Here is a 23,625-nt window from a genome sequence, read left to right as displayed (position 1 = left end):
GGATCCTGTTGGATGGCTGGCCGCGACCGCCCGCCTAGGGCGCGTCGCCGTGGACTGATGTCCGGGCAGTGATTCTGTTGATAAAGATACGTGACAGGGGGCGGCAGCGGATTGCGAAGATTGCTCAGATAAATAGCACTTGCGCAATTTTTAACCCTGGATCGATAATTCACCGCAATCCGATCAGAAAAGGCCTTTTCCATGAGCAAGCTTGACCGCTACGACCTGAGCATCCTCGCCGAATTGCAGCGCGATGCGCGCATTTCCAACCAGGAGCTGGCCGAACGTATTGGCCTGTCGCCCTCCCCCTGCTCGCGTCGGGTCAAGCAACTGGAAGACGACGGCTATATCTCGCGGCAAGTCGCCCTGCTAGACCGCAAAAAGCTCGGCCTGAGCCTGACGGCTTACGTGCTGATCGGCATGGACCGGCACACCCCGGAGCGTTTCGAGACCTTCGAGGCGGCCATCCGCAACTTGCCACAGGTGCTCGAATGCAGCCTTGTCACCGGCATGGACGCCGACTATCAGCTAAAGGTGGTGGTACCGGACATGGATCACTACCAGAAGCTGCTCCTGGGCAGCCTGACCCGCATCGAAGGCGTCACCAGCGTGCGCTCGAGCTTCGTGCTCAATCAGGTGCTGGCGAGCACCGAACTGCCCCTGACCCACCTTCGTTGATTGGCTGCTGAGCCTGCCTGGAGAACACTGATGGATCCGGCTGTATTCGAAGAGTGGATGATGATCACCCTGGTCACCGTGTTGATCGGTTTCATGGGTTTCATCGTTTGGGACCTGGCAAAAAAATCCAAGGCCGGGCGCTTTGGCACGATGATCCTGTTCTTCGTGCTGGGGCTGGGGGTGCTGGCCTTTATCATCAAGACCGTGGTCGTGGGGATTCTGGAAGGGGTGTAGCGCCCTCCCAAGCCTGATCACCGGCAAGCTGGCGCCCATGGATGCCAAGGCCTGCGCATGTTCTGCAGGGCCCTCTTGCCGGCGATGACGCCAGCGAACGTTACAGCTTGGCCGGCACCTCGCGCCAACACCCCTGCTCCAGCCCATCCAGCGCCCAGTCACCGATCCGCACACGCACCAGGCGCAAAGTCGGCAAGCCGACCGCCGCGGTCATGCGCCGCACCTGGCGGTTACGCCCCTCGCGAATCACCAGCTCCAGCCAACTTGTGGGCACGCTCTTGCGAAAGCGGACCGGCGGGTTGCGCGGCCACAGTTCGGGCTCCTCCAGGCGTCGAGCTTCGGCCGGCAAGGTCGGCCCGTCATTGAGCTCCACGCCTTCGCGCAACCGCTTTAGCTGCTCGTCGCTGGGCTCGCCTTCCACCTGCACCCAGTACGTCTTGGCCAGCTTGTGCTTGGGGTCGGCGATGCGGGCCTGCAAACCGCCGTCGTTGGTCAGCAGCAGCAAACCTTCACTGTCACGGTCCAGCCGACCGGCCGGGTAAATGCCAGGGATATCGATGTAATCCTTGAGCGTGGCACGGCCATCGCCGTCGCTGAACTGGGTCAGCACATCGAACGGCTTGTTGAACAGCACCAGGCGCGGCTCGGCCGGCGGTGCCTTGGGCTGGCGCCTTGGGCCGGCGGGCCGCGCCTTGGGCTGGCGCGGCTTGGAACGGGGTGGCAGTGGCATGGATCCTCAGCGGAACGGCGGCTCATCGAAGCTGCGCAGTTTACGCGAGTGCAGCGAGTTGAGCTCGGTGCGCAGCAGGTCGAGGGCGGCAATGCCGATCTTCAAGTGCTGGCTGACCGCGCGGTTATAGAAGGCATTGGCCGAACCGGGCAGCTTGATTTCGCTGTGCAGCGGTTTGTCGGACACGCACAGCAAGGTGCCGTATGGCACCCGCAAGCGATACCCCTGGGCGGCGATGGTACCGCTCTCCATGTCTACCGCCACCGCTCGCGACAGGTTGATCAGTGGCCGTTCCTGGGCCCAGCGCAGCTCCCAGTTACGATCGTCGTAGGTGAGTACGGTGCCGGTGCGCAGGCGCTTCTTCAACTCCTCGCCACGCTCGCCGGTCACCTGGGCTGCCGCCTCCTGCAGCGCCAGCTGCACCTCGGCCAGGGCCGGGATGGGGATGTTCGGCGGCACCACCCGGTCAAGAATACCGTCGCGGCGCATGTAAGCGTGCGCCAGCACGTAGTCGCCGATGGTCTGCGACTGGCGCAGGCCCCCGCAGTGGCCGATCATCAGCCAGCAGTGTGGACGCAGCACGGCTAGGTGGTCGGTGATGTTCTTGGCGTTGGACGGGCCGACACCGATGTTGACCAGGGTGACGCCGTCACCGTCAGCGGCGATCAGGTGATACGCCGGCATCTGATAGCGGTGCCAGACCACGCTGGCCACCAAGGCCTGCGCCTCACCGTGGTCCATGCCTTTTTCGATCGACACGTTGCCCGGCAGCACCATGCGCACGAAGCGCGGGTCGTCACGCAGCTGTTCAAGGCCGTGGCTGATGAACTGGTCGACATAACGGTGGTAGTTGGTCAGCAGGATCCACGGCTGCACATGGCGCCAGTCGCTGCCGGTGTAGTGCACCAGGCGGCGCAGCGAGAAGTCCACGCGGGCAGCGTCGAACAGCGCCAGCGGCAGGGTTTCGGCACTGCCCCAGTCGCACAACCCGTCGGCGATGTCGTCAGTGGCGGCAGACAGGTCGGTGCTGGGGAATACCCGCGCCAGCTCGGCGGCAGTGATGCCGCTGCCCGCCAGCTCATCGCCCTGGTCGACCACGTAGGGGTACGGGATGTTCTGTTCGCTGACACCGACCTCGACGGTCACGGTGTAGTCCTGCATCAAGGGGCGCAACTGCTCGAGCAGATAACCCCGAAATGCCGCAGGCTGGGTGACCGTGACGCTGTAAGTACCCGCTACCTGCACCTTGGCATAGGCACGGGTGGTGGCGGCGACTTCGCCGTGGCTGTAGTAGGTCAGGCGCAACGCCGGGTAGCGGTAGACGGCGCGCTCGTCGGCGTCCGGCTCGGTGCGGTCTTTCAGGTAACGCTTGAGGGCCTGGCTGAGGGCCCCGGTGGCCTGTTCATGCAAGGCCGCCAGACGGTCGACGGCCTGTTCGGGGGTATCAACGACTACAAAGGCTTGGCTCACACTGTGCTTCCTGTCTGGACATGCATGTCAGCCATCTTGCCTGCCTTCGCCAGTAAAAACATCCCCTGTCAGACGGGCCAGCCAGGCGTGGCCCGTGCAACCAGCGCCTGAACATCGACGCCCCGCGGCAACGCCCCGTAAACGCGGCCGCCGCCGGCCAGCCGGCTGCCGATGAAGGCATCGCTGACAGAGCTGTTACCCGCCTCCAGCAACAGCTTGGCCTGCAGCGCCAGGGCGATGTCCTCGGTCAGCTGCCGGGCACGATACTGGATGTCACTCGTATCGGTGAACGCACCCTTGAGGTTGCCGATGTGCGCGGCCAGCCGTGGATCGCCATGGCCATCGCCCAGTTCAGCGAACAGCGCATCGAGCACACCAGGCTCTTTGGACAGTGCCCGCAGCACATCCAGGCACTGGACGTTGCCTGAGCCCTCCCAGGTGGAATTGACCGGCGCTTCGCGGTACAGCCGCGGCAGGATGCTGTCCTCGACATAACCGGCACCGCCCAGGCACTCGGCAGCTTCGTTGATCATCGCCGGCGCGCGCTTGCAGATCCAGTACTTGCCCACCGCCGTGACCAACCGGGCGAAGTGCGCCTGCTGCGGGTCATCGAGTTGCTCCAGCGCTTGCCCCATGCGCAGGCTCAGGGCCAGGGCCGCTTCGCTTTCCAGCGCCAGGTCGGCCAGCACGTTCTGCATCAGCGGCTGCTCGCTCAGCACCCGGCCGCCGACCTTGCGGTGTGCGCAGTGGTGGGTAGCCTGGGTCAAGGCCTGGCGCATCAGGGCGCTTGAGCCGACCATGCAGTCGAAGCGGGTCATGGCCACCATCTCGATGATGGTCGGCACGCCCCGGCCCTCCTCACCGACCATCCAGGCCAGCGCGCCACGGAACTCCACTTCGCTGGAAGCATTGGAGCTGTTGCCAAGCTTGTTCTTCAGGCGCTGGATGTAGAACTGGTTACGGCTGTCATCCGGGCGATGGCGTGGCAACAGAAAACAGCTCAAGCCTTTGTCGGTCTGCGCCAGTGTCAGGAAGGCGTCGCACATTGGCGCCGAGCAGAACCATTTATGCCCAACCAACTCGTAGGCCTGACCCGGCCCCGGGCTGCCGACAGGATAGGCGCGGGTGGTGTTGGCGCGCACATCGGTACCGCCCTGCTTTTCTGTCATGGCCATGCCGATGGTCACGCCCGCCTTGTGGCGATCGCCGACGTTGCGCGGGTCGTATTCGCGGGCGAGAACCTTCGGCAACCAGTACTCGGCCAGCTCAGGCTGCAGCCTGAGCGCCGGCACAGCGGCAAAGGTCATGGTCAGCGGGCAACCGGTACCGGCCTCTGCCTGGCTGTGCAGGTAAGTCATCGATGCCCGCGCTACATGGGCACCGGGGCGCGGCTCGGCCCAGGGTAACGCGGGCAGGCCGTGCTCGACGGCCGTACGCATCAGCTCGTGGTAGGCGGGGTGGAACTCCACCAGGTCGATGCGGTGACCGTAGCGGTCATGGCTGCTGAACACCGGTTTGTTCGCGTTGGCCAGAAAGCCCGCGGCCATCAGCGGCCCACCGGCCAAGGCACCATAGGCATCGATCCGCGATTCGGCCCAGCCGGCCCCGAAACGCCGCGACCACTCCTGCAGGGGCAGGTCCAGGCGGTACAGGTTGGCACCGTCGAGCGATGGCGGCTGGTTGGTGACTTCGTGGGTTTCAGCGTACTGGTGCAGGTTCATGGGGAGCTCCTGGAGGCCGTGTAGGGCTGAGAAGTCCAGTGAAGCACTCACTGCTGGGCAGACAAAGTGACAATAGTGACTAAACGTGTGATTTGAATTGCCCCGAGGGGTCACCCGGTCAGCTGTGGGCGGGCCGAGCAGAGGGCGCAGTGCGACCCCTGGCAGGGGCTACACCGTTGTGCCATCAGAGCCGTGAGCTGCCCGACACCGCCCTCCCCGCCGGCATCTGCACCTGCGCTATCGCCACTTCCAGGCTCAATTCGAACCGGCTACCCAGGCCCCGCGTAGACTCATGCACCAGCTGGCCGCCCAGCACCTCGCCCATCTGCCGGCAGATCGACAGGCCAATGCCCAACCCGCCATATCGACGGGTCATCGAGCCATCGACCTGGAAGAAGCGCTGATACAGGATCGCCTGGTCCAGGTCATCGAAGCCGATGCCGCTGTCACTGACGGCGAAGGTCAGTGCCAGGCTGCCCGGCCCAAGACGACGGCCGCGCACCTGGATCATCACCCCACCCTGGTGGGTGAACTTGAGGCCGTTGTCCACCAGGCACCCCAGGCAACGCGCCAGTTTGTGCGCATCGCCCAGCAGTTCGTCCGGCAGCTCGGCGGGGATGTCCAGGCTCAGGTACAGCCCCTTGCCCAGCGCCGTTCCGGCATAGCCGGCCCGCAGCTCCTGGAGCATGCGCCGCAAGCTGAACGGCGCCGCCTGCACGCGCAGGCGGCCGGCCTGCAACTCGGTGAGGGTGAGAATATCGTCGACCATGTCCATCATGTTCTGCGCAGAGCCCACCGCCGTGCGGTGGTACTGGGCCATCTCGGCGCTCAGCGGCAAGGTGTGCATCAGCTCCAGCGAGCCGATCACACCGTTCATCGGGGTGCGCAGTTCGTGGGTGATCGTGGCGAGGAACTCATCCTTCAGATGGTTGCTCCTGGCCAACTGCTGGTTCAGTTGTTCCAGCGTGCGCCCGGTATCACGCAGGGTCTGTGCCTGCTGCTCGCGCATGCTGTTGATACGATCGGCCAGCGCCAGGGACAGCAACGCCACTTCCAGCGCCGCACCGAGCTGGCTGGCATACATGGTCAGGAACACATTGGGCAGGTAACCCAGCACCATCAGGGTATTGACCAGCCCGCCCAGCAGGAACGCCGTCCAGGCAATGATGAACCAGCGCGCCACCCGCAGGCCGCGTACCCAGGCATAAAGCCCCGCGGCGAAAATGCTGACGGTGAACAGCAGGGCCAGTACCGTGGCCATACGCAAGGCGATGCCATAAGGCATGCTCACCGCCAGCAGCATCACCAGCACTGCGCCAAGCATCAATAACTGCAGCAGGCGGTCGAACCCTCGGCTGATCGTGCCTAGGCGCAGGAAGTGGCGGGCGAACTGGCAACCGAACAAGCCGGCCGCACCGATGAACAGCGGCGTGGCGGCATTCGCCCACCAGGGGCTGTCCGGCCAGAAGTACGCCACCCCTGCGCCGTTGACCGACACCTGGTAGAGGCCGAACGAGGCAATATAGAGGATGTAATAGAGGTAGCTGACGTCCCGCACGCTGAGGAAGATGAACAGGTTGTACACCAGCATCACCAGCAACACCCCGTAGATCATCCCCAGCACATACAGGCGAGTGGGCTGCTCTTCCATGTAGGCCTCGGCAGACCACAACGCCAATGGCGCCTGTACCGAGCCCTGGCTGTGCAGGCGCAGGTACACGGTGGTCGCCTGGTTGGGCTGCAGCGGCAGTTCGAACAGGTAGTTGTTCTGGAGAATCTGACGGCTGGCGTAGGGCAAGGCATCGCCGGTACGCTGTGCCAGGCGGTAGGTACCATCGGCATCCGGCAGATAGAGCTCGAGGTGATCCAGCGGCGGGTACGCCAGCTCCAGCAACCATTGGCGCGGTGCGGCGTTCGCCGAGGCCAGGTAGCGCAAATCGACCTTGAGCCAGAACACCGAAGTCGAATAGCCGGCGTTCAGCACGTGTTCATGGTGTGGGCGAAAACGGTTGGCGAAGGTGGGCGCGGTGACCTGAACGATGCTGGCGCTGCCATTGCGGTCTTCATAGACCTGCATGGTGCTGCCCAGCGGTAGGTACCGGGTGGAGTCGTCGAAATCGACCGCAGTGGCCATCACGGGCAAGCAGCCCAGAAGCAAAATCAGCAAATAGCGCATACGGCCCCAGCATGGCGTGCCCGGACACGTCGCAATGGCCCCCTATCCCTATGAGACGACGAATTCCGGCAAAGCCCGTTTATCGAGTTATCCGAGCACTCTAGCATAGCTGTGAAGGCTGGCAACGGGCCATCTTGATTTAGGCTCAAAAGGCTCTAGATGAATGTTTTCAGGCCATGAAGAAGCAGAAAGCTGACCTATCGATCAACAAAATCCGTTTGTAGGACGATCCGTACAAATGGGTTTGGTGGTAAGCTCGCCGACCATGAATACCTACAGCTCCCGCCCCGTTGTCCTCTGTCTCTCCGGCCACGACCCAAGTGGGGGTGCCGGCTTGCAGGCAGATATCGAAGCCCTGATCGCCCAAGGCTGTCATGCCGCACCCGCGGTAACCGCCCTGACCGTACAGGATACCGTCAACGTTTCCGACTTCCGCGTGCTCGACCGTGAGTGGGTGCTGGCCCAGGCCAATGCCGTACTGGCCGACTCCACGGTCGCCGCGGTCAAGCTGGGCATGCTCGGCTCGATCGAAATGGTCGATACCGTCGCCGAACTGCTCATTGCCCACCCACACCTGCCGGTGGTCTGCGACCCGGTGCTGCGCGCCGGTGGCGGTGGCCGGCTGGGCAAGGACGAGGTCGGCTATGCCGTGCGCGAGCGCCTGTTGCCGCTGGCCGCCATTGCCACACCGAACCTGCCCGAGGCACGCATCCTTGCCGAGCTGCCTGACGGTAGCGCAGACGAGTGCGCCGAAAAATTGCTGCCGTTCTGTAAACACCTGCTGATCACCGGTGGCCACGGCGACGAAGAAGAAATCCACAACCGCCTGTACAGCCGCGATGGCCAGCGGCATACCTGGACCTGCCAGCGCCTGCCTGGCAGCTACCACGGCTCGGGCTGTACCCTGGCCAGCACGTTGGCCGGCCGCCTGGCCTTGGGCGAACACCTGCAAAGCGCAGTGCGCAGTGCCCTCGACTACACCTGGCGCACCCTGCGTGACGCCGAGCAGCTGGGCAAGGGCCAGTTCGTCCCGCGCCGCCTGCCCCTGGATTTCTGCTCCTGATACGAGGCTTTCTGATGAAGCTACGCGGTCTGTATGCAATCACCGACAGCCAGCTGCTCGCCGGCCGGTTCCTGTCCCATGTCGAGGCGGCACTGGAAGGCGGCGTGCGCCTGCTGCAGTACCGCGATAAAAGCGATGATGACGGCCGCCGACTGCGTGAAGCCCAAGCATTGCTCAAGCTCTGCGAACGCTACGGCACCGAGTTGGTCATCAACGACGATGCCGAACTGGCGGCGCGCCTGGGCGTCGGTGTGCACCTGGGGCAGACCGACGGCCCCTTGACCCCGGCCCGTGCCCTGCTGGGCCGCCAGGCGATCATTGGCTCGACCTGCCACGCCAGCCTCGACCTGGCCACCCAGGCCGCCAGCGAAGGCGCCAGTTACGTTGCCTTTGGCCGTTTCTTCAATTCCGTGACCAAGCCCGGTGCACCCGCCGCCGATGTTGGCCTGCTGGCGCAGGCCCGGGCCCAGGTCAAACTGCCGATCGCCGTGATCGGCGGCATCACCCTCGACAACGCCGCCCCTCTGGTCGCCCACGGTGCCGACCTGCTGGCGGTGATCCATGGCCTGTTCGGTGCCGACAGCGCGCAGGAAGTCACCCGCCGCGCCCGCGCCTTCAACGCCCTGTTCGCTTCCTGATTTCAAGAGAAGATCCCATGTCCCGTTCCGAATCCCTGTTCGCCCAAGCCCAGAAGCACATCCCAGGTGGCGTCAATTCGCCGGTCCGCGCCTTCAAGAGCGTCGGCGGCACCCCGCTGTTCTTCAAGCATGCCGAAGGCGCCTATGTCGTCGACGAAGACGACAAGCGCTATGTTGACTACGTGGGTTCGTGGGGGCCGATGATCCTCGGCCACGGCCACCCACAGGTGCTCGACGCGGTGCGCAACCAGCTGCAGCACGGCTTGTCCTACGGCGCGCCGACCGCCATGGAAACCGAGATGGCAGACCTTGTCTGCTCGCTGGTGCCCTCCATGGAAATGGTGCGCATGGTCAGCTCCGGCACCGAAGCCACCATGAGCGCGATCCGCCTGGCCCGTGGTTACACCGGTCGCGACGCCATCATCAAGTTCGAAGGCTGCTACCACGGCCACTCCGACAGCCTGCTGGTCAAGGCCGGCTCCGGCTTGCTGACCCAGGGCGTGCCAAGCTCGGCAGGCGTGCCAGCGGACTTCGCCAAGCACACCCTGACCCTGCCGTTCAACGACATCGCTGCTGTCGAGAAGACCCTGGCTGAGGTCGGCCAGACCGTAGCCTGCATCATCGTCGAGCCCGTGGCCGGCAACATGAATTGCGTACCGCCAGCGCCTGGCTTCCTCGAAGGCCTGCGCGAGCAGTGCGACAAGCACGGCGTGGTGTTGATCTTCGACGAAGTGATGACGGGCTTCCGGGTCTCGCTGGGCGGCGCCCAAGGCTACTACGGCATCACCCCGGACCTGTCGACCTTCGGCAAGATCGTCGGCGGTGGCATGCCGGTCGGCTGCTTCGGCGGCAAGCGCGAGATCATGGGCTGCATCGCCCCGCTGGGCCCGGTGTATCAGGCCGGTACCCTGTCGGGTAACCCGCTGGCCATGGCCGCAGGCCTGACCACGCTGAAACTGATCAGCCGCCCAGGCTTCCACGACGAGCTGAGCGACTTCACCAGCCGCATGCTCGACGGCCTGCAGCAGCGTGCAGATGCCGCTGGCGTGCCGTTCGTGACGACCCAGGCAGGTGCCATGTTCGGCCTGTACTTCAGCGGCGCCGACGATATCGTCACCTTCGATGACGTGATGGCCAGCGATGCCGAGCGCTTCAAGCGCTTCTTCCACCTGATGCTCGACGGTGGCGTCTACCTGGCACCTAGCGCCTTCGAGGCCGGCTTCACCTCCATCGCACACGGTGACAAGGAGCTGCAGATCACCCTGGACGCGGCTGAGCGGGCATTTGCCGCACTGAAGTAAAGCGCAGCCAGAGCGCTTCGCCGGGCAATCGGGCGAAGCGCTCTGGCAATAAATGCCCGGCCACACCCGCAACTTTCCCCACCGGCACATAAATTCGAGTAAAACTTTGTAAGGTTGGCGCTGCTTATCCCATAATGTGCCACCAGAGACATTGGCCGTAGCTTTGCAGAGGTATGTCGATCCCCATGAACCGCACCGGCCGCGCCCTTGCCCTGGGCTGCCTGTTGCTTCTTCAGCCCCTGCTGGCACTGGCGGAGGGCGGTAACTCGTTGCTGATTCCTGCAACGGGGCGCTGCACGCTCAATGTCCAGCCAGAGGACCAGCAAAACGCCCTCAAGGCTTGCGAGCAGATGGCGGCGACCGGGGACGCCCAGGCGCAGTACGAACTGGGTGAGTACTATTACACGCAAACCCCCAAAGACCTGAAACTGGCCCTGGACTGGTTCGAAAAAGCCTCGCTGCAAGGCCATGCACAGGCCCAGTACCGCCTTGGCGGCATGTTCTTTCATGGGGAAGGGGTCGAGGCCAACAACGTACAGGCCTACATCCTGCTGAAAATGGCGGCGGTCAACGGTGCAGAAGATGCGCTGGACATGGCCGACGAAGTCACCGAGCAGATGCCCCGCGATGAACTGGAGCATGCCACCCAGGTACTCGGCCAGATCTTCCGCAAATACCTGCTGGAACTGCAAAGCGCCGAAGGGCGCACGCCGTTCTCGCCGCTCCCCTGATCCGCTTTACTTCTCTGGCATCGGCACAGGGAACGGCATCACGTTGCCAGTTCCTTTGGCTTCGCTGATCTTGGCCGTGCCCAGGCGCTCCACCTCGTCGATGCGCACGATCGAGTGCATCGGCACGAAGCTGCGGATCACACCTTCGAACTGGTTCTTGAGCTTTTCTTCACTCGGATCGACGACGATCTGGGTGCGCTCACCAAAAACGAATTCCTCGATTTCCAGGAAGCCCCACAGGTCGCTCTGATAGATCTGTTTGGCATACATCTCGAAGACCTGCCCCTGATTGAGGAAGATCACTTTATAGATGGCGGGTTCGCGTTTGCTCATGTTTGCCGGGATAACACATGCGTAAGAAAAGGCGCGCATCATAACAGACAGGCCCGTTGATCTGTGCTGCCGATACCGTTGAACGTTTCAGTGCTTTCGCCCCTGCCCTTCAAGGGTTATTCTTGGGTTCACCATCATTGCCGTCGAGCGGCCAAAAACGACCTTGAACGCACCCATACAACCTCATCGCTTCATCCTCGAACCCTTCGAGGCCCACCGTTTCGCCAACTTGTGCGGCCAGTTCGACGAGCACTTGCGCCTGATCGAACAACGCCTGGCCATCGAGATCCGTAACCGCGGCAATCAATTCGAGCTGATCGGCGAACCCAAGACCACCTCTGCTGCCGAGCAACTGCTGCGCCGCCTCTATCGCGAGGCCAAGGCCACCGAGCTGTCGCCGGAAACCGTGCACCTGTACCTGCAGGAATCGACCGTCGAGAACATCGAAAACCCGGCAGTCAACGAGGTCAGCGTTTCCCTGCGCACGCGCAAGGGCAACATTCGCCCGCGCGGCGTCAACCAGCAGCGTTACGTCAAGGAAATCCTGGGCAACGACATCAACTTCGGCGTAGGCCCGGCCGGTACCGGCAAGACCTACCTGGCCGTGGCCTGCGCCGTCGATGCGCTGGAGCGCGAGCAGGTGCGCCGCATCCTGCTGGTGCGCCCGGCGGTCGAGGCCGGCGAAAAGCTCGGCTTCCTGCCTGGCGACCTGGCCCAGAAGATCGACCCGTACCTGCGCCCGCTGTACGACGCCCTGTACGAAATGCTCGGCTTCGAGCACGTGGCCAAGCTGATCGAGCGCCAGGTGATCGAGATCGCCCCGCTGGCCTACATGCGCGGCCGTACCCTGAACAACAGTTTCATCATCCTCGACGAGAGCCAGAACACCACGCTCGAACAGATGAAAATGTTCCTGACCCGTATCGGCTTCGGCTCCACTGCGGTGATCACCGGCGACATCACTCAGGTCGACCTGCCACGTGGCACCAAGTCGGGCCTGGCGCATGTGATCGAGGTACTCAAGGACGTTCCGGGTATCAGCTTTACCCACTTCCAACCCAAAGATGTGGTTCGTCACCCACTGGTGCAGCGCATTGTCGAGGCCTATGACCGCTTCGATGCCCGCCAGGCCAAGCCCGAGGCGCCCGGCAAAGATGCTTGAACTTGACCTGCAACGCGCCACGGATGCCGCCACGCCTGACGATGCCGCTTTGCGCGACTGGTGCGAACTGGCCTTGCGCCAGCGCAGCGCCGACTCGGAAATGACCATCCGTCTGGTCGACGAAGCCGAAGGCCGCGAGCTCAACCATACCTACCGGCACAAAGACTACGCGACCAACGTGCTGTCGTTCCCGGCCGATGTGCCCGATGAACTGCTCGATATCCCGCTTTTGGGCGACCTGGTGATCTGCGTGCCAGTGGTCGAGCGTGAGGCTGCCGAACAGGGCAAGTCGCTGCAAGCGCATTGGGCGCACCTGGTCATCCACGGCTGCCTGCATCTGCTGGGCTACGACCACATCGAAGACGATGAGGCCGAGGAAATGGAAGCGCTGGAACGGGAATTGCTGGCAGAACTGGGTCACCCCGACCCGTATGCCGATGATGAAAACGAATCAATCACACACTGATACTGCAAGGATCACGAGAACCGCCATGAGCGAAGATCGATCGAGCAACGGGCAGAAGTCCTGGCTGGGTAAACTGACCCAGGCTTTTGCCCATGAGCCGAAAAACCGCCAGGAGCTCCTTGAGCTGCTGCGCGAAGCCCATCAGAACAAGCTGCTCGACAGCGAAGCGCTGACCATCGTCGAAGGCGCCATCCAGGTCGCCGACCTGCAGGTACGCGACATCATGGTGCCGCGTTCGCAGATGATCAGCATCAAGGCTACCCAGTCGCCTCGCGAATTCCTGCCCGCCGTCATCGACGCCGCGCACTCGCGTTACCCGGTGATCGGCGAAAGCCATGACGATGTGCTCGGGATCCTGCTGGCCAAGGACCTGCTGCCGCTGATCCTCAAGGAGAACGGCGACAGCTTCAACATCAAGGACCTGCTGCGCCCGGCCACGTTCGTGCCCGAGTCCAAGCGCCTGAACGTGCTGCTGCGCGAGTTCCGCGCCAACCACAACCACATGGCCGTCGTCATCGACGAATACGGCGGCGTGGCGGGGCTGGTCACCATCGAGGACGTGCTCGAACAGATCGTCGGCGACATCGAAGACGAGCATGACGTCGAAGAAGACAGCTACATCAAGCCCCTGCCCAGCGGCGACTTCCTGGTCAAGGCGCTGACCCCGATCGAGAACTTCAACGAGTTCTTCGACAGCGAGTTCTCCGATGATGAGTTCGACACGGTTGGCGGCCTGGTGATGAGCGCTTTCGGCCACCTGCCCAAGCGCAACGAGACCACCGAGATCGGTACCTACAAGTTCCGTATTCTCAATGCCGACAGCCGGCGGATACACTTGCTGCGCCTGACCCCGATCACCCGCTAAGGACAAACATGCGTTGGATCACCCGCCCCGGCTGGCCCGGTAACCTGCTGGCCTTGGCGGCCGGCGCCTCTACCCTTTTGGCCCTGGCGCCATTCGACATCTGGCCGCTGGCGCTGCTGTCCATCGCGGTGCTCTACCTCGGCCTGCGCGAGCTGACCCCGCGCCAAGCCATGTGGCGCGGCTGGTGGTTCGGGTTCGGCCTGTACGGCGCCGGCACCTGGTGGATCTACGTCAGCATGAACACCTACGGCGGCGCCTCGCCGCTGCTGGCGATCGTGCTGCTGCTGGCGTTCTTCGCCGCCCTCGCCTGGTTCTTTGCCCTGCCAACCTGGCTGTGGGCCCGCTGGCTGCGCCGCAATGAAGCCCCCTTGGCCGATGCGCTGTGCTTTGCCGCCCTATGGCTGCTGCAAGAGGCCTTCCGGGGCTGGTTCCTGACCGGCTTCCCTTGGCTGTATGCCGGTTACAGCCAACTGAACGGGCCGTTGGCCGGCCTGGCGCCGCTGGGCGGCGTGTGGCTGATCTCGTTCGCCCTGGCCCTGAGCGCGGCGCTGCTGTGCAACCTGCCACGTCTGCGGGCGCGCCCTTCGTTCCTCGCTGTCGGCGTCGTGTTGCTGCTGGCGCCTTGGGTCGTCGGCATGGCCCTCAAAGGCCACGCGTGGACCAAGCCTGCGGGTGACCCACTCAAGGTCGCGGCCTTGCAGGGCAACGTCGAACAAGAGCTGAAATGGGACCCGGCCCACATCGACGCCCAGCTGGCGCTGTACCGCGACATGAGCTTCAGTTCCAAGCCGGTGGATCTGCTGGTTTGGCCTGAGACAGCGGTGCCGATCCTCAAGGACCAGGCCCAAGGCTACATCGATGTGATGGGGCGTTTTGCAGCCGACCGGCATTCGGCGCTCATCACCGGCGTGCCTGTGCGCGAGGTGGTGCATCAGCAGCGCCGCTACTACAACGGCGTGACCGTGACGGGCGAAGGCGACGGCACCTACCTCAAGCAGAAGCTGGTGCCTTTCGGCGAGTACGTGCCACTGCAGGACATGCTGCGCGGGCTGATCGAGTTCTTCAACCTGCCCATGTCGGACTTCGCGCGCGGCCCAGAAGACCAGCCACTGCTCCAGGCCAAGGGTTACCAGATTGCCCCGTACATCTGCTACGAGGTGGTCTACCCCGAATTCGCTGCGGGCTTGGCCGCGCGCAGTGACCTGTTGCTGACCATCAGTAACGACACCTGGTTCGGCACCTCGATCGGCCCGCTGCAGCACCTGCAGATGGCGCAGATGCGCGCGCTGGAAGCAGGCCGCTGGATGATCCGCGCCACCAACAACGGCGTCACCGCCCTGATCGACCCGTTTGGCAGAATCACGGCGCAGGTTCCGCAGTTCCAACGCGCGGTGCTGTATGGCGACGTGGTGCCGATGCAGCAACTGACGCCGTATCTGCAGTGGCGTTCGTGGCCGCTGGCGATTGTCTGCGCCTTGCTGCTGGGTTGGGCACTGCTGGCCGGGCGCATAGCCAAAACCGTCTGATCAGCTGGTACAAGGCCGCTCCCGGAAATGGCCGGGAGCGCCTTGGTTCAATAGAACAACCGGTACCCCGCCAAGCCTGCCGCTTCATTGAGCAACTGCCCGCTCTGCCACATTGCCCGGCTTTCCGGCAGCAACCCGGCGAACGGCCGCGCATGGTCCCGCCCCAGGAACCCCACCGGTGCCGGCACCACCTCGAACCCCGCCTGCTCGAAGCTCCAGCGCGAACGCTGCATGTGCCACGCCTGGGTCACCAGCACCACACGCCCAATGCCCAGAGGCTTGAGTAATTGCGCGCTGAATTGAGCATTTTCCCAGGTGGTCCGGCTGGCCTCTTCCTTCCATTTGACCTCGATAGCGAAATCTTCACGCAGCCGGTCTGCCATCAACCGCGCCTCGCTCGGCGGCGTACCGTAGTGCAAACCGCCGCTGGTCAGCACCGGCAGTCCCGACGCCTTGGCCAGCCGCGCGGCAAAGCGCATGCGCTCGAGCGCCGTTGCCGAGGGCTGGTCCTCACCGCCCCACGCCGGATCGCCACGTTCACGCCCCGCGCCCAGCACGACGATGGCATCGGCCCGCTGGGCCAGGCGGGCCCAATCGCCGGGTGCCAGCGCAGGCTCGGTTTCCAGCAGCCGCGCACCTTTCTGCACCACCAGTGGCAGGCTCATCAGCCACAACCCGCCCAGCCCCAGCACGAAGCACAGTGCGGCCAACCGCGGGCGCCTGGCGCGCAGCCACCAGGCCGCGAGCAACAGCAGGAACAGCACGCCCGGCGGCATCAACCATTGTTTGATGAAAAATCGAATCGGCATTGGCTACACCTCCTTGGCAGGCGTGCAGCCTATGAGGATCGGCGCCGGTCAACAAGTGCGCTGCCGGCGTCGATCAGGTGGAGTGTTTATTGAATTACCGGGGCGCGATGGCCTGCGCCGGGCGTCCTGAACGGCTAGCGATGTGGCAGCGTCCGGGGTGTCGCCGTCTTGGCGGGGCGTTTCTTGTCCTTGAGCCAGATGATCTTCGCCGATGTCGGCTCCGCCTGCGGGTAACTACCGGCGCAGGCATTACGGCGTCCCGGGACTGAGTCCAGGTAAGCCTTGATCACTTCGAACTCTGCATGGCTCAGGCCACGCAACTCCAGTTCGGCTGGCATCTCGTCGCGCAATCGTACCGATGTTCTGGCCACTTCCAGGGCCAGGCCAAGACGGTCGATCAGGCGTTCGTAAAGCTCCGGTTTGGTTGCGGGTAGCTGCGTCTCTCCCATCCGTTCACCTCATTGAAGGTAAGAATATCTCCCCCCACACCTGAGCTTAGCGCTGCTTCCGAAAGCAGCCGGATGCAGCGACCAGCGGCCATTCTCAATCAGGGTTTCCCACGATGCGCGGCGCTACTGTATGCTACGGCGTTCACTCTCACGACACCGGAGTGCCGGACGCAGCGAGGTTCCGCTGCCTGGAACAAGGTCTCTTCTCTCTCAGCCAAAAGTAGCCATGCACGAACAATACACGCCCCGTGATATCGAAGCCGCCGCCCAGCATTTCTGGGACGAGCAACAGTCGTTCGCTGTTACCGAACAGCCAGGCAAAGACACCTACTATTGCCTATCGATGTTCCCGTACCCGAGCGGCAAGCTACACATGGGCCACGTGCGCAACTACACCATCGGCGACGTGATTGCCCGCTACCAGCGCATGCTGGGCAAGAACGTCCTGCAGCCGATGGGCTGGGACGCTTTCGGCATGCCCGCGGAAAACGCGGCGATGAAAAACAATGTCGCCCCGGCCAAGTGGACATACGAAAACATCGACTACATGAAGACCCAGCTCAAAAGCCTGGGCCTTGCCATCGACTGGGCACGTGAAGTCACCACCTGCAAGCCGGACTACTACCGCTGGGAACAGTGGCTGTTCACCCGCCTGTTCGAAAAAGGCATCATCTACCGCAAGAACGGCACCGTGAACTGGGACCCGGCCGACCAGACCGTGCTCGCCAACGAGCAGGTCATCGACGGCCGCGGCTGGCGTTCGGGCGCGCTGATCGAAAAGCGCGAAATCCCCATGTACTACTTCCGCATCACCGACTACGCCGACGAGTTGCTCGAAAGCCTCGACGAACTGCCGGGCTGGCCTGAGCAGGTCAAGACCATGCAGCGCAACTGGATCGGCAAGTCGCGCGGCATGGAGGTGCAGTTCCCGTACGATCAGGCCAGCATCGGCCACGAAGGTGCGCTGAAGGTCTTCACCACCCGTCCGGACACTCTGATGGGCGCGACTTACGTCGCCGTTGCCGCCGAGCACCCGCTGGCTACCCAGGCCGCCCAGGGCAACCCGGCGCTGCAGGCATTCATCGACGAGTGCAAGAGCGGCAGCGTTGCCGAGGCCGACATGGCCACCCAGGAGAAGAAGGGCATGCCCACTTCCCTGCTGGTCGAGCACCCCCTGACCGGTGAAAAACTGCCGGTATGGGTCGCCAACTACGTGCTGATGCATTACGGCGACGGCGCCGTGATGGCCGTGCCGGCCCACGACGAGCGCGACTTCGAGTTCGCCCGCAAGTACAACCTGCCGGTCAAGGCTGTGGTGCGCACCAGCGCTGGCGATGAAGTCGGCGGCGAATGGCAGGCTGCCTACGGCGAGCACGGGCAACTGATCAACTCCGGCGAGTTCGACGGCCTGGACTTCGCCGGTGCCTTCGACGCCATCGAGGCGGCCCTGATCCGCAAGGAACTGGGCAAGTCCCGCACCCAGTTCCGCCTGCGCGACTGGGGCATCAGCCGCCAGCGTTACTGGGGCTGCCCGATCCCGATCATCCACTGCCCGTCCTGCGGCGACGTGCCGGTGCCGGAAGACCAACTGCCGGTCACCCTGCCCGAGAACGTGGTACCGGACGGCGCCGGCTCGCCGCTGGCGCGCATGCCCGAGTTCTACGAGTGCAGCTGCCCGAAATGCGGTACCGCGGCAAAGCGTGAAACCGACACCATGGACACCTTCGTCGAGTCGTCCTGGTACTTCGCCCGCTACGCCTCGCCGAACTACGACCAGGGCATGGTCGATCCGAAAGCGGCCAACCACTGGTTGCCGGTCGATCAGTACATCGGTGGTATCGAACACGCCATCCTGCACCTGCTTTATGCGCGCTTCTTCCACAAGCTGATGCGTGACGAAGGCTTGGTCACCTCCAATGAACCGTTCAAGAACCTGCTGACCCAGGGCATGGTGGTCGCCGAGACCTACTACCGCGTGGCCAGCAACGGTGGCAAAGACTGGTTCAACCCGGCCGACGTCGAAATCGAGCGCGATGCCAAGGCCAAGATCATTGGCGCACGCCTGAAGACCGACGGCCTGCCGGTAGAAATCGGCGGCACCGAGAAGATGTCGAAGTCGAAGAACAACGGCGTCGACCCGCAATCGATGATCGACGCCTACGGCGCCGACACCTGCCGCCTGTTCATGATGTTCGCCTCGCCGCCTGACATGAGCCTGGAATGGTCGGACTCCGGCGTCGAAGGTGCAAGCCGCTTCCTGCGCCGTGTCTGGCGCCTGGCCCAGGGCCACGTCAACCAGGGCCTGCCGGGTAAACTGGACCTCGCCGCGCTGAACGACGAGCAGAAGGCCATCCGCCGTGCCATCCACGCCGCGATCAAGCAGGCCAGCACCGATGTGGGCCAGTACCACAAGTTCAACACCGCCATCGCCCAGGTGATGACCGTGATGAACGTTCTGGAGAAGGCCCCCCAGGGCACCGAGCAAGACCGTGCGCTGCTGCAGGAAGGCCTGGAGGCCGTCACCTTGCTGCTGGCCCCGATCACTCCGCACATTTCCCACGCGCTGTGGAACGCGCTGGGCCATGAGCAAGCCGTGATCGATGCTGGCTGGCCGGTGGTCGATGAAAGCGCTCTGGTACAGGACACCGTAACCCTGGTGGTCCAGGTCAACGGCAAACTGCGTGGCCAGGTAGAAATGCCTGCGGCCGCCAGCCGCGAAGAAATCGAAACCGCCGCCCGCAACAACGAAAATGTCCTGCGCTTCATCGATGGCCTGACCATCCGCAAGGTCATCGTAGTGCCAGGCAAGCTGGTCAACATCGTCGCCAACTGATGGCAACGCCCACCTGCAGCCAGTGCGGGTGGGCGGTATCAGCCCACAAGGGAGCAACAACATGATCAAACGCAATCTGCTGGTATTGGGCCTGGCCATCATGCTCAGCGCCTGCGGTTTCCAGCTGCGCGGCACCGGCACCTCCGAGCTCAGCGTCAAGGAAATGGACGTCAGCGCACGTGATGCCTACGGCCCGACCGTGACGCAACTGCGCGACGTTCTGGAGCGCAGCGGCGTCAATGTGCACACCGGCGCGCCGTATCGCCTGGTACTGACCAACGAACAGCAGACCCAGCGCGCAGCGTCCTACGCCAGCAGCAACCAATCTGCCGAGTACGAACTGACCACCGTGCTCAGCTACAGCATCCTGGGCCTGAACAACCTGGAGCTGATGAGCGACAAGCTGGAAGTGCGCAAAATCTATGTGCGCGACGGCGGCAACATCACCGGCTCCGACCAGGAAGCCACCATTGCCCGCGAAGAAATGCGCCGCGACCTGGTCAACGCCATGGTCGTGCGCCTGCAGATGCTGACGCCGACGCAGCTGGACCAGTTGCAGCGCGATGCCGACGAACGCGCCAAGGCCGAAGCCGCTGCGCTGGAGGCCGCGCGCAGCCAGCAGGCAGAAACGCCGCAGCAATCGCCTCTGGAAATTCCGGGCAAATAAGCCCGTGCGGGGCACCCCGGTGCCCCGCCTGTTTCCGATGAAACTCGCCCCCGCCCAACTCAACAAGCACCTGCAAGGCGCATTGGCCCCGGTCTATGTCGTCAGTGGCGATGATCCGCTGCTGTGTCAGGAAGCTGCCGACGCCATACGCAATGCCGCGCGTCAGCAGGGTTTTGACGAGCGCCAGGTGTTCAGCGCCGACGCCAGTTTCGACTGGGGCACCTTGCTTCAGGCCGGTGCCAGCCTGTCCCTGTTCGCCCAACGCCGGCTGCTGGAGCTGCGCCTGCCCTCGGGCAAGCCTGGTGACAAAGGCGCTGCGGCGTTGATGGAATACTGCGCCAACCCTGCCGAGGACACGCTGCTGCTGGTCAGCCTGCCCAAACTCGATGGCAGTGCGCAGAAAACCAAGTGGGGCAAGGCCCTGATCGAGGGCAACCATTGCCAGTTCATCCAGATCTGGCCGGTGGATGCCCAGCAGTTGCCGCAATGGATCAACCAGCGTTTGGCACAGGCCGGTCTTTCGGCCCAGCGTGATGCGGTCGACCTTATCGCGGCACGTGTCGAGGGCAACCTGCTGGCTGCCGCTCAAGAAATCGAAAAGCTCAAATTGCTCGCCGACGGCAGCCAGGTCACCGTCGAGACGGTGCAGGCAGCCGTTGCCGACAGCGCGCGTTTCGACGTGTTCGGCCTGGTCGATGCCATTCTCAATGGCGACGCTGTGCATGCCCTGCGGATGCTCGAAGGCCTGCGCGGCGAAGGGGTAGAGCCACCCGTGATTCTTTGGGCGCTGGCGCGCGAACTGCGTCTGCTGGTAGGGCTTTCGCAACAGTTCAGCCAAGGCGTGCCCTTGGACAAGGCCTTCAGCCAGGCCCGCCCACCGGTGTGGGACAAACGCCGGCCGCTGGTCAGCAAAGCCCTGCAGCGCCTGTCGGCGCAGCGCTGGGCGCAGCTGCTGCAGGATGCCCAGCGCATCGATGCGCAGATCAAGGGCCAAGCCGAGGGTTCACCCTGGACCGGGCTGTCACGCTTGTCATTGCTCATGTCCGGGCAGCGATTGGCTCTACCGCCTGAGTGACGCCAGGATTGGCGCTGCTTTGCAGGCCTGTCTCTCAAACCATTGACACAATCAATTGGCCCCGGCTGCTGCACAGGCCTAGAGTCCGCCCGAAACCCAACCGGCCCGGGAACCCCGCCATGAGCAAAAAGCCGAAGAAACAAGGCCACAACAAGGCCAAATCCATCGTTGCCCAACCCTTGTTCCGCTGCCGTCAGGAACGACCAGACAAGGGCAAAGGCAGCTACCGCCGCGAAGCCTTCCAGTCGAAAGATTGGGAGGCTTCTTACTTTTTGGCCGCATGAAAGCATCGAAAGCGCAGGCATGATATGGTCGACACCTGACCTGAAATTCTGGATCTGTGCATGCCCTTCAGTCTTACCCCCCGCCGGAAATCCCGCCAACTGCTCGCGGCCTCCAGCTTGATCCTGCTCGTCGCCTGCGCGGAAAAGCCCACCGCCGCCGACGCCCTGCCGCTGGCCCCCGCCCAGCCTGCGCCGGTAGTGACTTTGCCCAGCGCCACGCCCGACGTCAGCACTGAAATTCAGCCGCTGCAAACATTTGCCCAGTGGCAGGCCGGCTTCCGCCAGCAAGCCCTGCAGGCGGGCATCTCGGCCAGCACCTTCGATCGTGCGTTCCTTGGCGTGACGCCTGACATGGATGTGATCAAGGCAGACCGCAGCCAGCCCGAATTCACCCGCCCGGTGTGGGAATACCTGGAAGGTGCGCTGTCGCCACTGCGAGTACGCAATGGAAAGAAACTGCTTGAGCAGAATGCCGAACTACTGGCCAGCCTCGAACAGCGCTATGGCGTAGACCGTCAGGTCCTGGTCTCGGTCTGGGGCATGGAGAGCAACTTTGGCCAGTTCCAGGGCAGCAAGTCGGTCATCCGCTCGCTGGCTACCCTGGCGTATGAAGGCCGCCGCCCGCAATTTGCCCAGGATCAGCTGATTGCCGCGCTGCAGATCATCCAGCACGGCGACATCCAGCCGGAGGCCATGCGTGGCTCGTGGGCCGGCGCCATGGGCCAGACCCAGTTCATCCCCACCACCTACAACACCCATGCAGTGGACTTCGACGGTGACGGCCGCCGCGATATCTGGAACAGCACCCCGGATGCCTTGGCATCGACTGCCCATTACCTGCAGAGCTCCGGCTGGAAGCGCGGTCAGCCATGGGGCTTCGAGGTTCAGGTACCGGCAGGCTTCGACTTCTGGTTAGCCGATGGCGCGTTGCGCAAACCCGTCAGTGAGTGGCTGCAATTGGGTGTGAAACTGCCGGCGGGCACAAAACTGCCGATGGGCAGCAACGACCTTTCCGCGGCCCTGCTGCTGCCGGCCGGCGCCCGTGGCCCGGCCTTCCTGGTGCTGGACAACTTCCGCGCCATTCTCAAGTACAACAACTCATCGTCCTATGCGTTGGCCGTGAGCTTGCTGGGCGATCGGTTCTCGGGCTGGGGCTTCATCGCTGGCAGCTGGCCGAAGGATGATCTGCCGCTGAGCCGTAGCGAGCGCATGGAATTGCAGAACCTGCTGAACGCCAACGGGCATGATGCAGGCAACCCCGATGGCATCATCGGCGCCAATACCCGCAAGGCCATTCGCAATGCGCAGCAGGGTTTTGGCTGGCCAGCGGATGGGTACCCGACGCATAAGTTGCTCGATAGCCTGCGTCAACGCTGATTAACCAGGGGGCGCTTTGCGCCCCTACAACCTCACGCTTTGAACAGGTCCTGCGCCAATACCAGGCGCTGCGCCTCGCTGTCCAGCACCACCTCTGCCCCCAGCGGCAGGCACACATTCGGATCACAATGCCCGCTGCGCCACCCTGCCAGCACCGGCACGCCCAATGGCCGGAAAATCTCCTGCAACAGGGGCGTCAGCGCCGCCACGGTGATCCCGGCGAAATCCCCTACCAGCACCCCTTTGACGCCCGCCAGCTTGCCTGCCAGGCGCAGTTGGGTCAGCAGCCGGTCCACCCGGTAAAGCGGCTCGTTGACATCCTCGATGAACAGGATGGAGCCGCTTGTATCGATCTCCGCCAGCGTTCCCAGGGTCGCGCCCAGAATCGACAGGTTGCCGCCGAGCAGACGCCCACGGGCAACACCAGGTACCACGCAACTCAAGGCAAATTCGGCCGGGTGCACGATGGCATCGCCCTCCCCTAACGCGCCACTCAGTTGCGCGATCAGCGACGCCTCGGTCGGCGCCAGCTTCGCGCCGAGCAGGTCAGCGTTGAGCATCGCCCCATGAAAGCTGATCAAGCCGCTATGGCGGTAGATAGCCGTGTGCAGCGCGGTGATATCGCTGTAGCCGATCAGCGGCTTGGGGTTGCGCCGGATCAGATCGAAGTCGAGCCGATCGAGCAGGCGCATGCTGCCGTAGCCACCGCGCATGCACAGGACCGCGTCGATGCTCGGGTCAGTGAAGGCATCGTGCAGATCCTGTAACCGCTGCTGGTCAGAGCCCGCCAGATAGCCCTCGGCCTGCCCAACTCCAGGGTAGATACGGCAGCGATAGCCGCGTTCGGCAAACCACTGGCCAGCCTTTTGCGCATCCAGCCTTGCCGGCCCGGCCGGAGCGACAATGGCAAAGCAGGCGTTGCCCGGCAGTGCGGCGGGCAGGCGGTGTTCAGACGTTTCGGCGCAATTCATCGCAACTCCTTGCAGCGCGGGGCACAAAAACAAAAATGCCGATGCCGCCTTTCAGCGTGCATCGGC

23 protein-coding genes are annotated in these 23,625 nt (G+C 63.6%); 15 read left to right on the top strand and 8 right to left on the bottom strand.

Annotated features, from left to right (window positions below):
• Window positions 1–201: 201 nt before the first annotated feature.
• Together OSW16_RS03360 and OSW16_RS03355 are read left to right on the top strand one after the other, a co-directional pair.
• The gene (locus tag OSW16_RS03360; RefSeq protein ID WP_003249795.1) at window positions 202–678 is read left to right on the top strand and encodes an Lrp/AsnC family transcriptional regulator; all 477 of its coding nucleotides are present in this window, start codon (window positions 202–204) and stop codon (window positions 676–678) included.
• A 30-nt stretch (window positions 679–708) separates the two neighbouring features.
• Complete coding sequence (locus tag OSW16_RS03355; protein WP_241803924.1) at window positions 709–912, top strand: DUF2788 domain-containing protein; 204 nt, start codon at window positions 709–711, stop codon at window positions 910–912.
• Window positions 913–1,012: 100 nt separating this feature from the next.
• Here OSW16_RS03355 and OSW16_RS03350 read toward each other — a convergent pair whose 3' ends face one another.
• The 4 genes from OSW16_RS03350 to OSW16_RS03335 form a co-directional block, all read right to left on the bottom strand.
• Window positions 1,013–1,642, bottom strand: coding sequence for a pseudouridine synthase (locus OSW16_RS03350; protein ID WP_267820747.1), 630 nt, complete (start codon window positions 1,640–1,642; stop codon window positions 1,013–1,015).
• A 6-nt stretch (window positions 1,643–1,648) separates the two neighbouring features.
• Window positions 1,649–3,112, bottom strand: coding sequence for an AMP nucleosidase (amn, locus tag OSW16_RS03345; RefSeq protein WP_267820745.1), 1,464 nt, complete (start codon window positions 3,110–3,112; stop codon window positions 1,649–1,651).
• A gap of 68 nt (window positions 3,113–3,180) precedes the next feature.
• The gene (locus OSW16_RS03340) at window positions 3,181–4,833 is read right to left on the bottom strand and encodes an acyl-CoA dehydrogenase family protein (protein WP_267820743.1); all 1,653 of its coding nucleotides are present in this window, start codon (window positions 4,831–4,833) and stop codon (window positions 3,181–3,183) included.
• Window positions 4,834–5,017: 184 nt separating this feature from the next.
• Complete coding sequence (locus OSW16_RS03335) at window positions 5,018–7,009, bottom strand: sensor histidine kinase (RefSeq protein ID WP_267820741.1); 1,992 nt, start codon at window positions 7,007–7,009, stop codon at window positions 5,018–5,020.
• Between the two features lie 265 nt (window positions 7,010–7,274).
• Between OSW16_RS03335 and OSW16_RS03330 the strand changes: the two genes are divergently transcribed.
• From OSW16_RS03330 to OSW16_RS03315, 4 genes are all read left to right on the top strand, one after another.
• The gene (locus OSW16_RS03330; RefSeq protein ID WP_241804121.1) at window positions 7,275–8,072 is read left to right on the top strand and encodes a hydroxymethylpyrimidine/phosphomethylpyrimidine kinase; all 798 of its coding nucleotides are present in this window, start codon (window positions 7,275–7,277) and stop codon (window positions 8,070–8,072) included.
• A 14-nt stretch (window positions 8,073–8,086) separates the two neighbouring features.
• Window positions 8,087–8,710 carry a thiamine phosphate synthase gene (gene thiE / locus OSW16_RS03325; RefSeq protein ID WP_267820739.1) on the top strand — a complete coding sequence of 208 codons (624 nt, stop codon included), beginning with the start codon at window positions 8,087–8,089 and terminating at the stop codon, window positions 8,708–8,710.
• A 17-nt stretch (window positions 8,711–8,727) separates the two neighbouring features.
• Window positions 8,728–10,011 (top strand): glutamate-1-semialdehyde 2,1-aminomutase, encoded by a 1,284-nt coding sequence (hemL, locus tag OSW16_RS03320; protein ID WP_012312573.1) that lies wholly within the window; start codon window positions 8,728–8,730, stop codon window positions 10,009–10,011.
• Window positions 10,012–10,196: 185 nt separating this feature from the next.
• Window positions 10,197–10,742, top strand: a complete 546-nt coding sequence (locus tag OSW16_RS03315; protein WP_241803930.1) for a tetratricopeptide repeat protein — start codon at window positions 10,197–10,199, stop codon at window positions 10,740–10,742.
• A 6-nt stretch (window positions 10,743–10,748) separates the two neighbouring features.
• On the opposite strand, the gene OSW16_RS03310 is transcribed toward OSW16_RS03315, so the two are convergent.
• Window positions 10,749–11,075, bottom strand: coding sequence for a DUF1820 family protein (locus OSW16_RS03310; protein WP_241803931.1), 327 nt, complete (start codon window positions 11,073–11,075; stop codon window positions 10,749–10,751).
• A gap of 163 nt (window positions 11,076–11,238) precedes the next feature.
• Here OSW16_RS03310 and OSW16_RS03305 point away from each other — a divergent pair, with 163 nt between their 5' ends.
• Genes OSW16_RS03305 through lnt form a run of 4 tightly spaced genes read left to right on the top strand, consistent with a single transcriptional unit; the run spans window position 11,239 to window position 15,094 of the window.
• Window positions 11,239–12,237 carry a PhoH family protein gene (locus OSW16_RS03305; protein ID WP_241803932.1) on the top strand — a complete coding sequence of 333 codons (999 nt, stop codon included), beginning with the start codon at window positions 11,239–11,241 and terminating at the stop codon, window positions 12,235–12,237.
• A complete protein-coding gene (gene ybeY, locus OSW16_RS03300) occupies window positions 12,230–12,703 on the top strand; it encodes an rRNA maturation RNase YbeY (protein ID WP_267820735.1) in 474 nt (157 codons plus the stop codon). Before OSW16_RS03305 ends, ybeY begins: the two co-directional genes overlap by 8 nt.
• 25 nt (window positions 12,704–12,728) lie before the next feature.
• Window positions 12,729–13,568, top strand: a complete 840-nt coding sequence (locus OSW16_RS03295; protein ID WP_241803934.1) for an HlyC/CorC family transporter — start codon at window positions 12,729–12,731, stop codon at window positions 13,566–13,568.
• A gap of 8 nt (window positions 13,569–13,576) precedes the next feature.
• Window positions 13,577–15,094, top strand: coding sequence for an apolipoprotein N-acyltransferase (gene lnt, locus OSW16_RS03290; protein ID WP_267820733.1), 1,518 nt, complete (start codon window positions 13,577–13,579; stop codon window positions 15,092–15,094).
• Window positions 15,095–15,141: 47 nt separating this feature from the next.
• Here the strand turns inward: lnt and OSW16_RS03285 are convergent, their stop codons facing one another.
• Window positions 15,142–15,903, bottom strand: a complete 762-nt coding sequence (locus OSW16_RS03285; protein ID WP_267820731.1) for a YdcF family protein — start codon at window positions 15,901–15,903, stop codon at window positions 15,142–15,144.
• A gap of 134 nt (window positions 15,904–16,037) precedes the next feature.
• Window positions 16,038–16,352 carry a hypothetical protein gene (locus tag OSW16_RS03280; protein WP_241803937.1) on the bottom strand — a complete coding sequence of 105 codons (315 nt, stop codon included), beginning with the start codon at window positions 16,350–16,352 and terminating at the stop codon, window positions 16,038–16,040.
• 226 nt (window positions 16,353–16,578) lie between these two features.
• Between OSW16_RS03280 and leuS the strand changes: the two genes are divergently transcribed.
• The 5 genes from leuS to OSW16_RS03255 all read left to right on the top strand — a co-directional run bounded on the left by leuS (window position 16,579) and on the right by OSW16_RS03255 (window position 22,588).
• Entirely contained in the window at window positions 16,579–19,185 is a 2,607-nt protein-coding gene (gene leuS, locus OSW16_RS03275) for a leucine--tRNA ligase (RefSeq protein WP_267820729.1), read from the top strand.
• Between the two features lie 61 nt (window positions 19,186–19,246).
• On the top strand, window positions 19,247–19,852 hold the full coding sequence (gene lptE / locus OSW16_RS03270; protein ID WP_267820727.1) for an LPS assembly lipoprotein LptE: 606 nt from the start codon (window positions 19,247–19,249) through the stop codon (window positions 19,850–19,852).
• 37 nt (window positions 19,853–19,889) lie between these two features.
• Window positions 19,890–20,927, top strand: a complete 1,038-nt coding sequence (gene holA / locus OSW16_RS03265; protein WP_267823867.1) for a DNA polymerase III subunit delta — start codon at window positions 19,890–19,892, stop codon at window positions 20,925–20,927.
• Window positions 20,928–21,046: 119 nt separating this feature from the next.
• Window positions 21,047–21,211 (top strand): alternative ribosome rescue factor ArfA, encoded by a 165-nt coding sequence (gene arfA / locus OSW16_RS03260; RefSeq protein ID WP_241803941.1) that lies wholly within the window; start codon window positions 21,047–21,049, stop codon window positions 21,209–21,211.
• Between the two features lie 60 nt (window positions 21,212–21,271).
• Window positions 21,272–22,588 carry a lytic murein transglycosylase gene (locus OSW16_RS03255; RefSeq protein ID WP_241803942.1) on the top strand — a complete coding sequence of 439 codons (1,317 nt, stop codon included), beginning with the start codon at window positions 21,272–21,274 and terminating at the stop codon, window positions 22,586–22,588.
• A gap of 32 nt (window positions 22,589–22,620) precedes the next feature.
• On the opposite strand, the gene OSW16_RS03250 is transcribed toward OSW16_RS03255, so the two are convergent.
• A complete protein-coding gene (locus OSW16_RS03250) occupies window positions 22,621–23,559 on the bottom strand; it encodes a S66 peptidase family protein (RefSeq protein ID WP_267820723.1) in 939 nt (312 codons plus the stop codon).
• Window positions 23,560–23,625 lie beyond the last annotated feature (66 nt).

Origin of the sequence: Pseudomonas putida, from assembly GCF_026625125.1 — a bacterium.
Taxonomy (GTDB): domain Bacteria; phylum Pseudomonadota; class Gammaproteobacteria; order Pseudomonadales; family Pseudomonadaceae; genus Aquipseudomonas; species Aquipseudomonas putida_X.
This window is presented reverse-complemented; position numbering and strand designations above follow the sequence as displayed.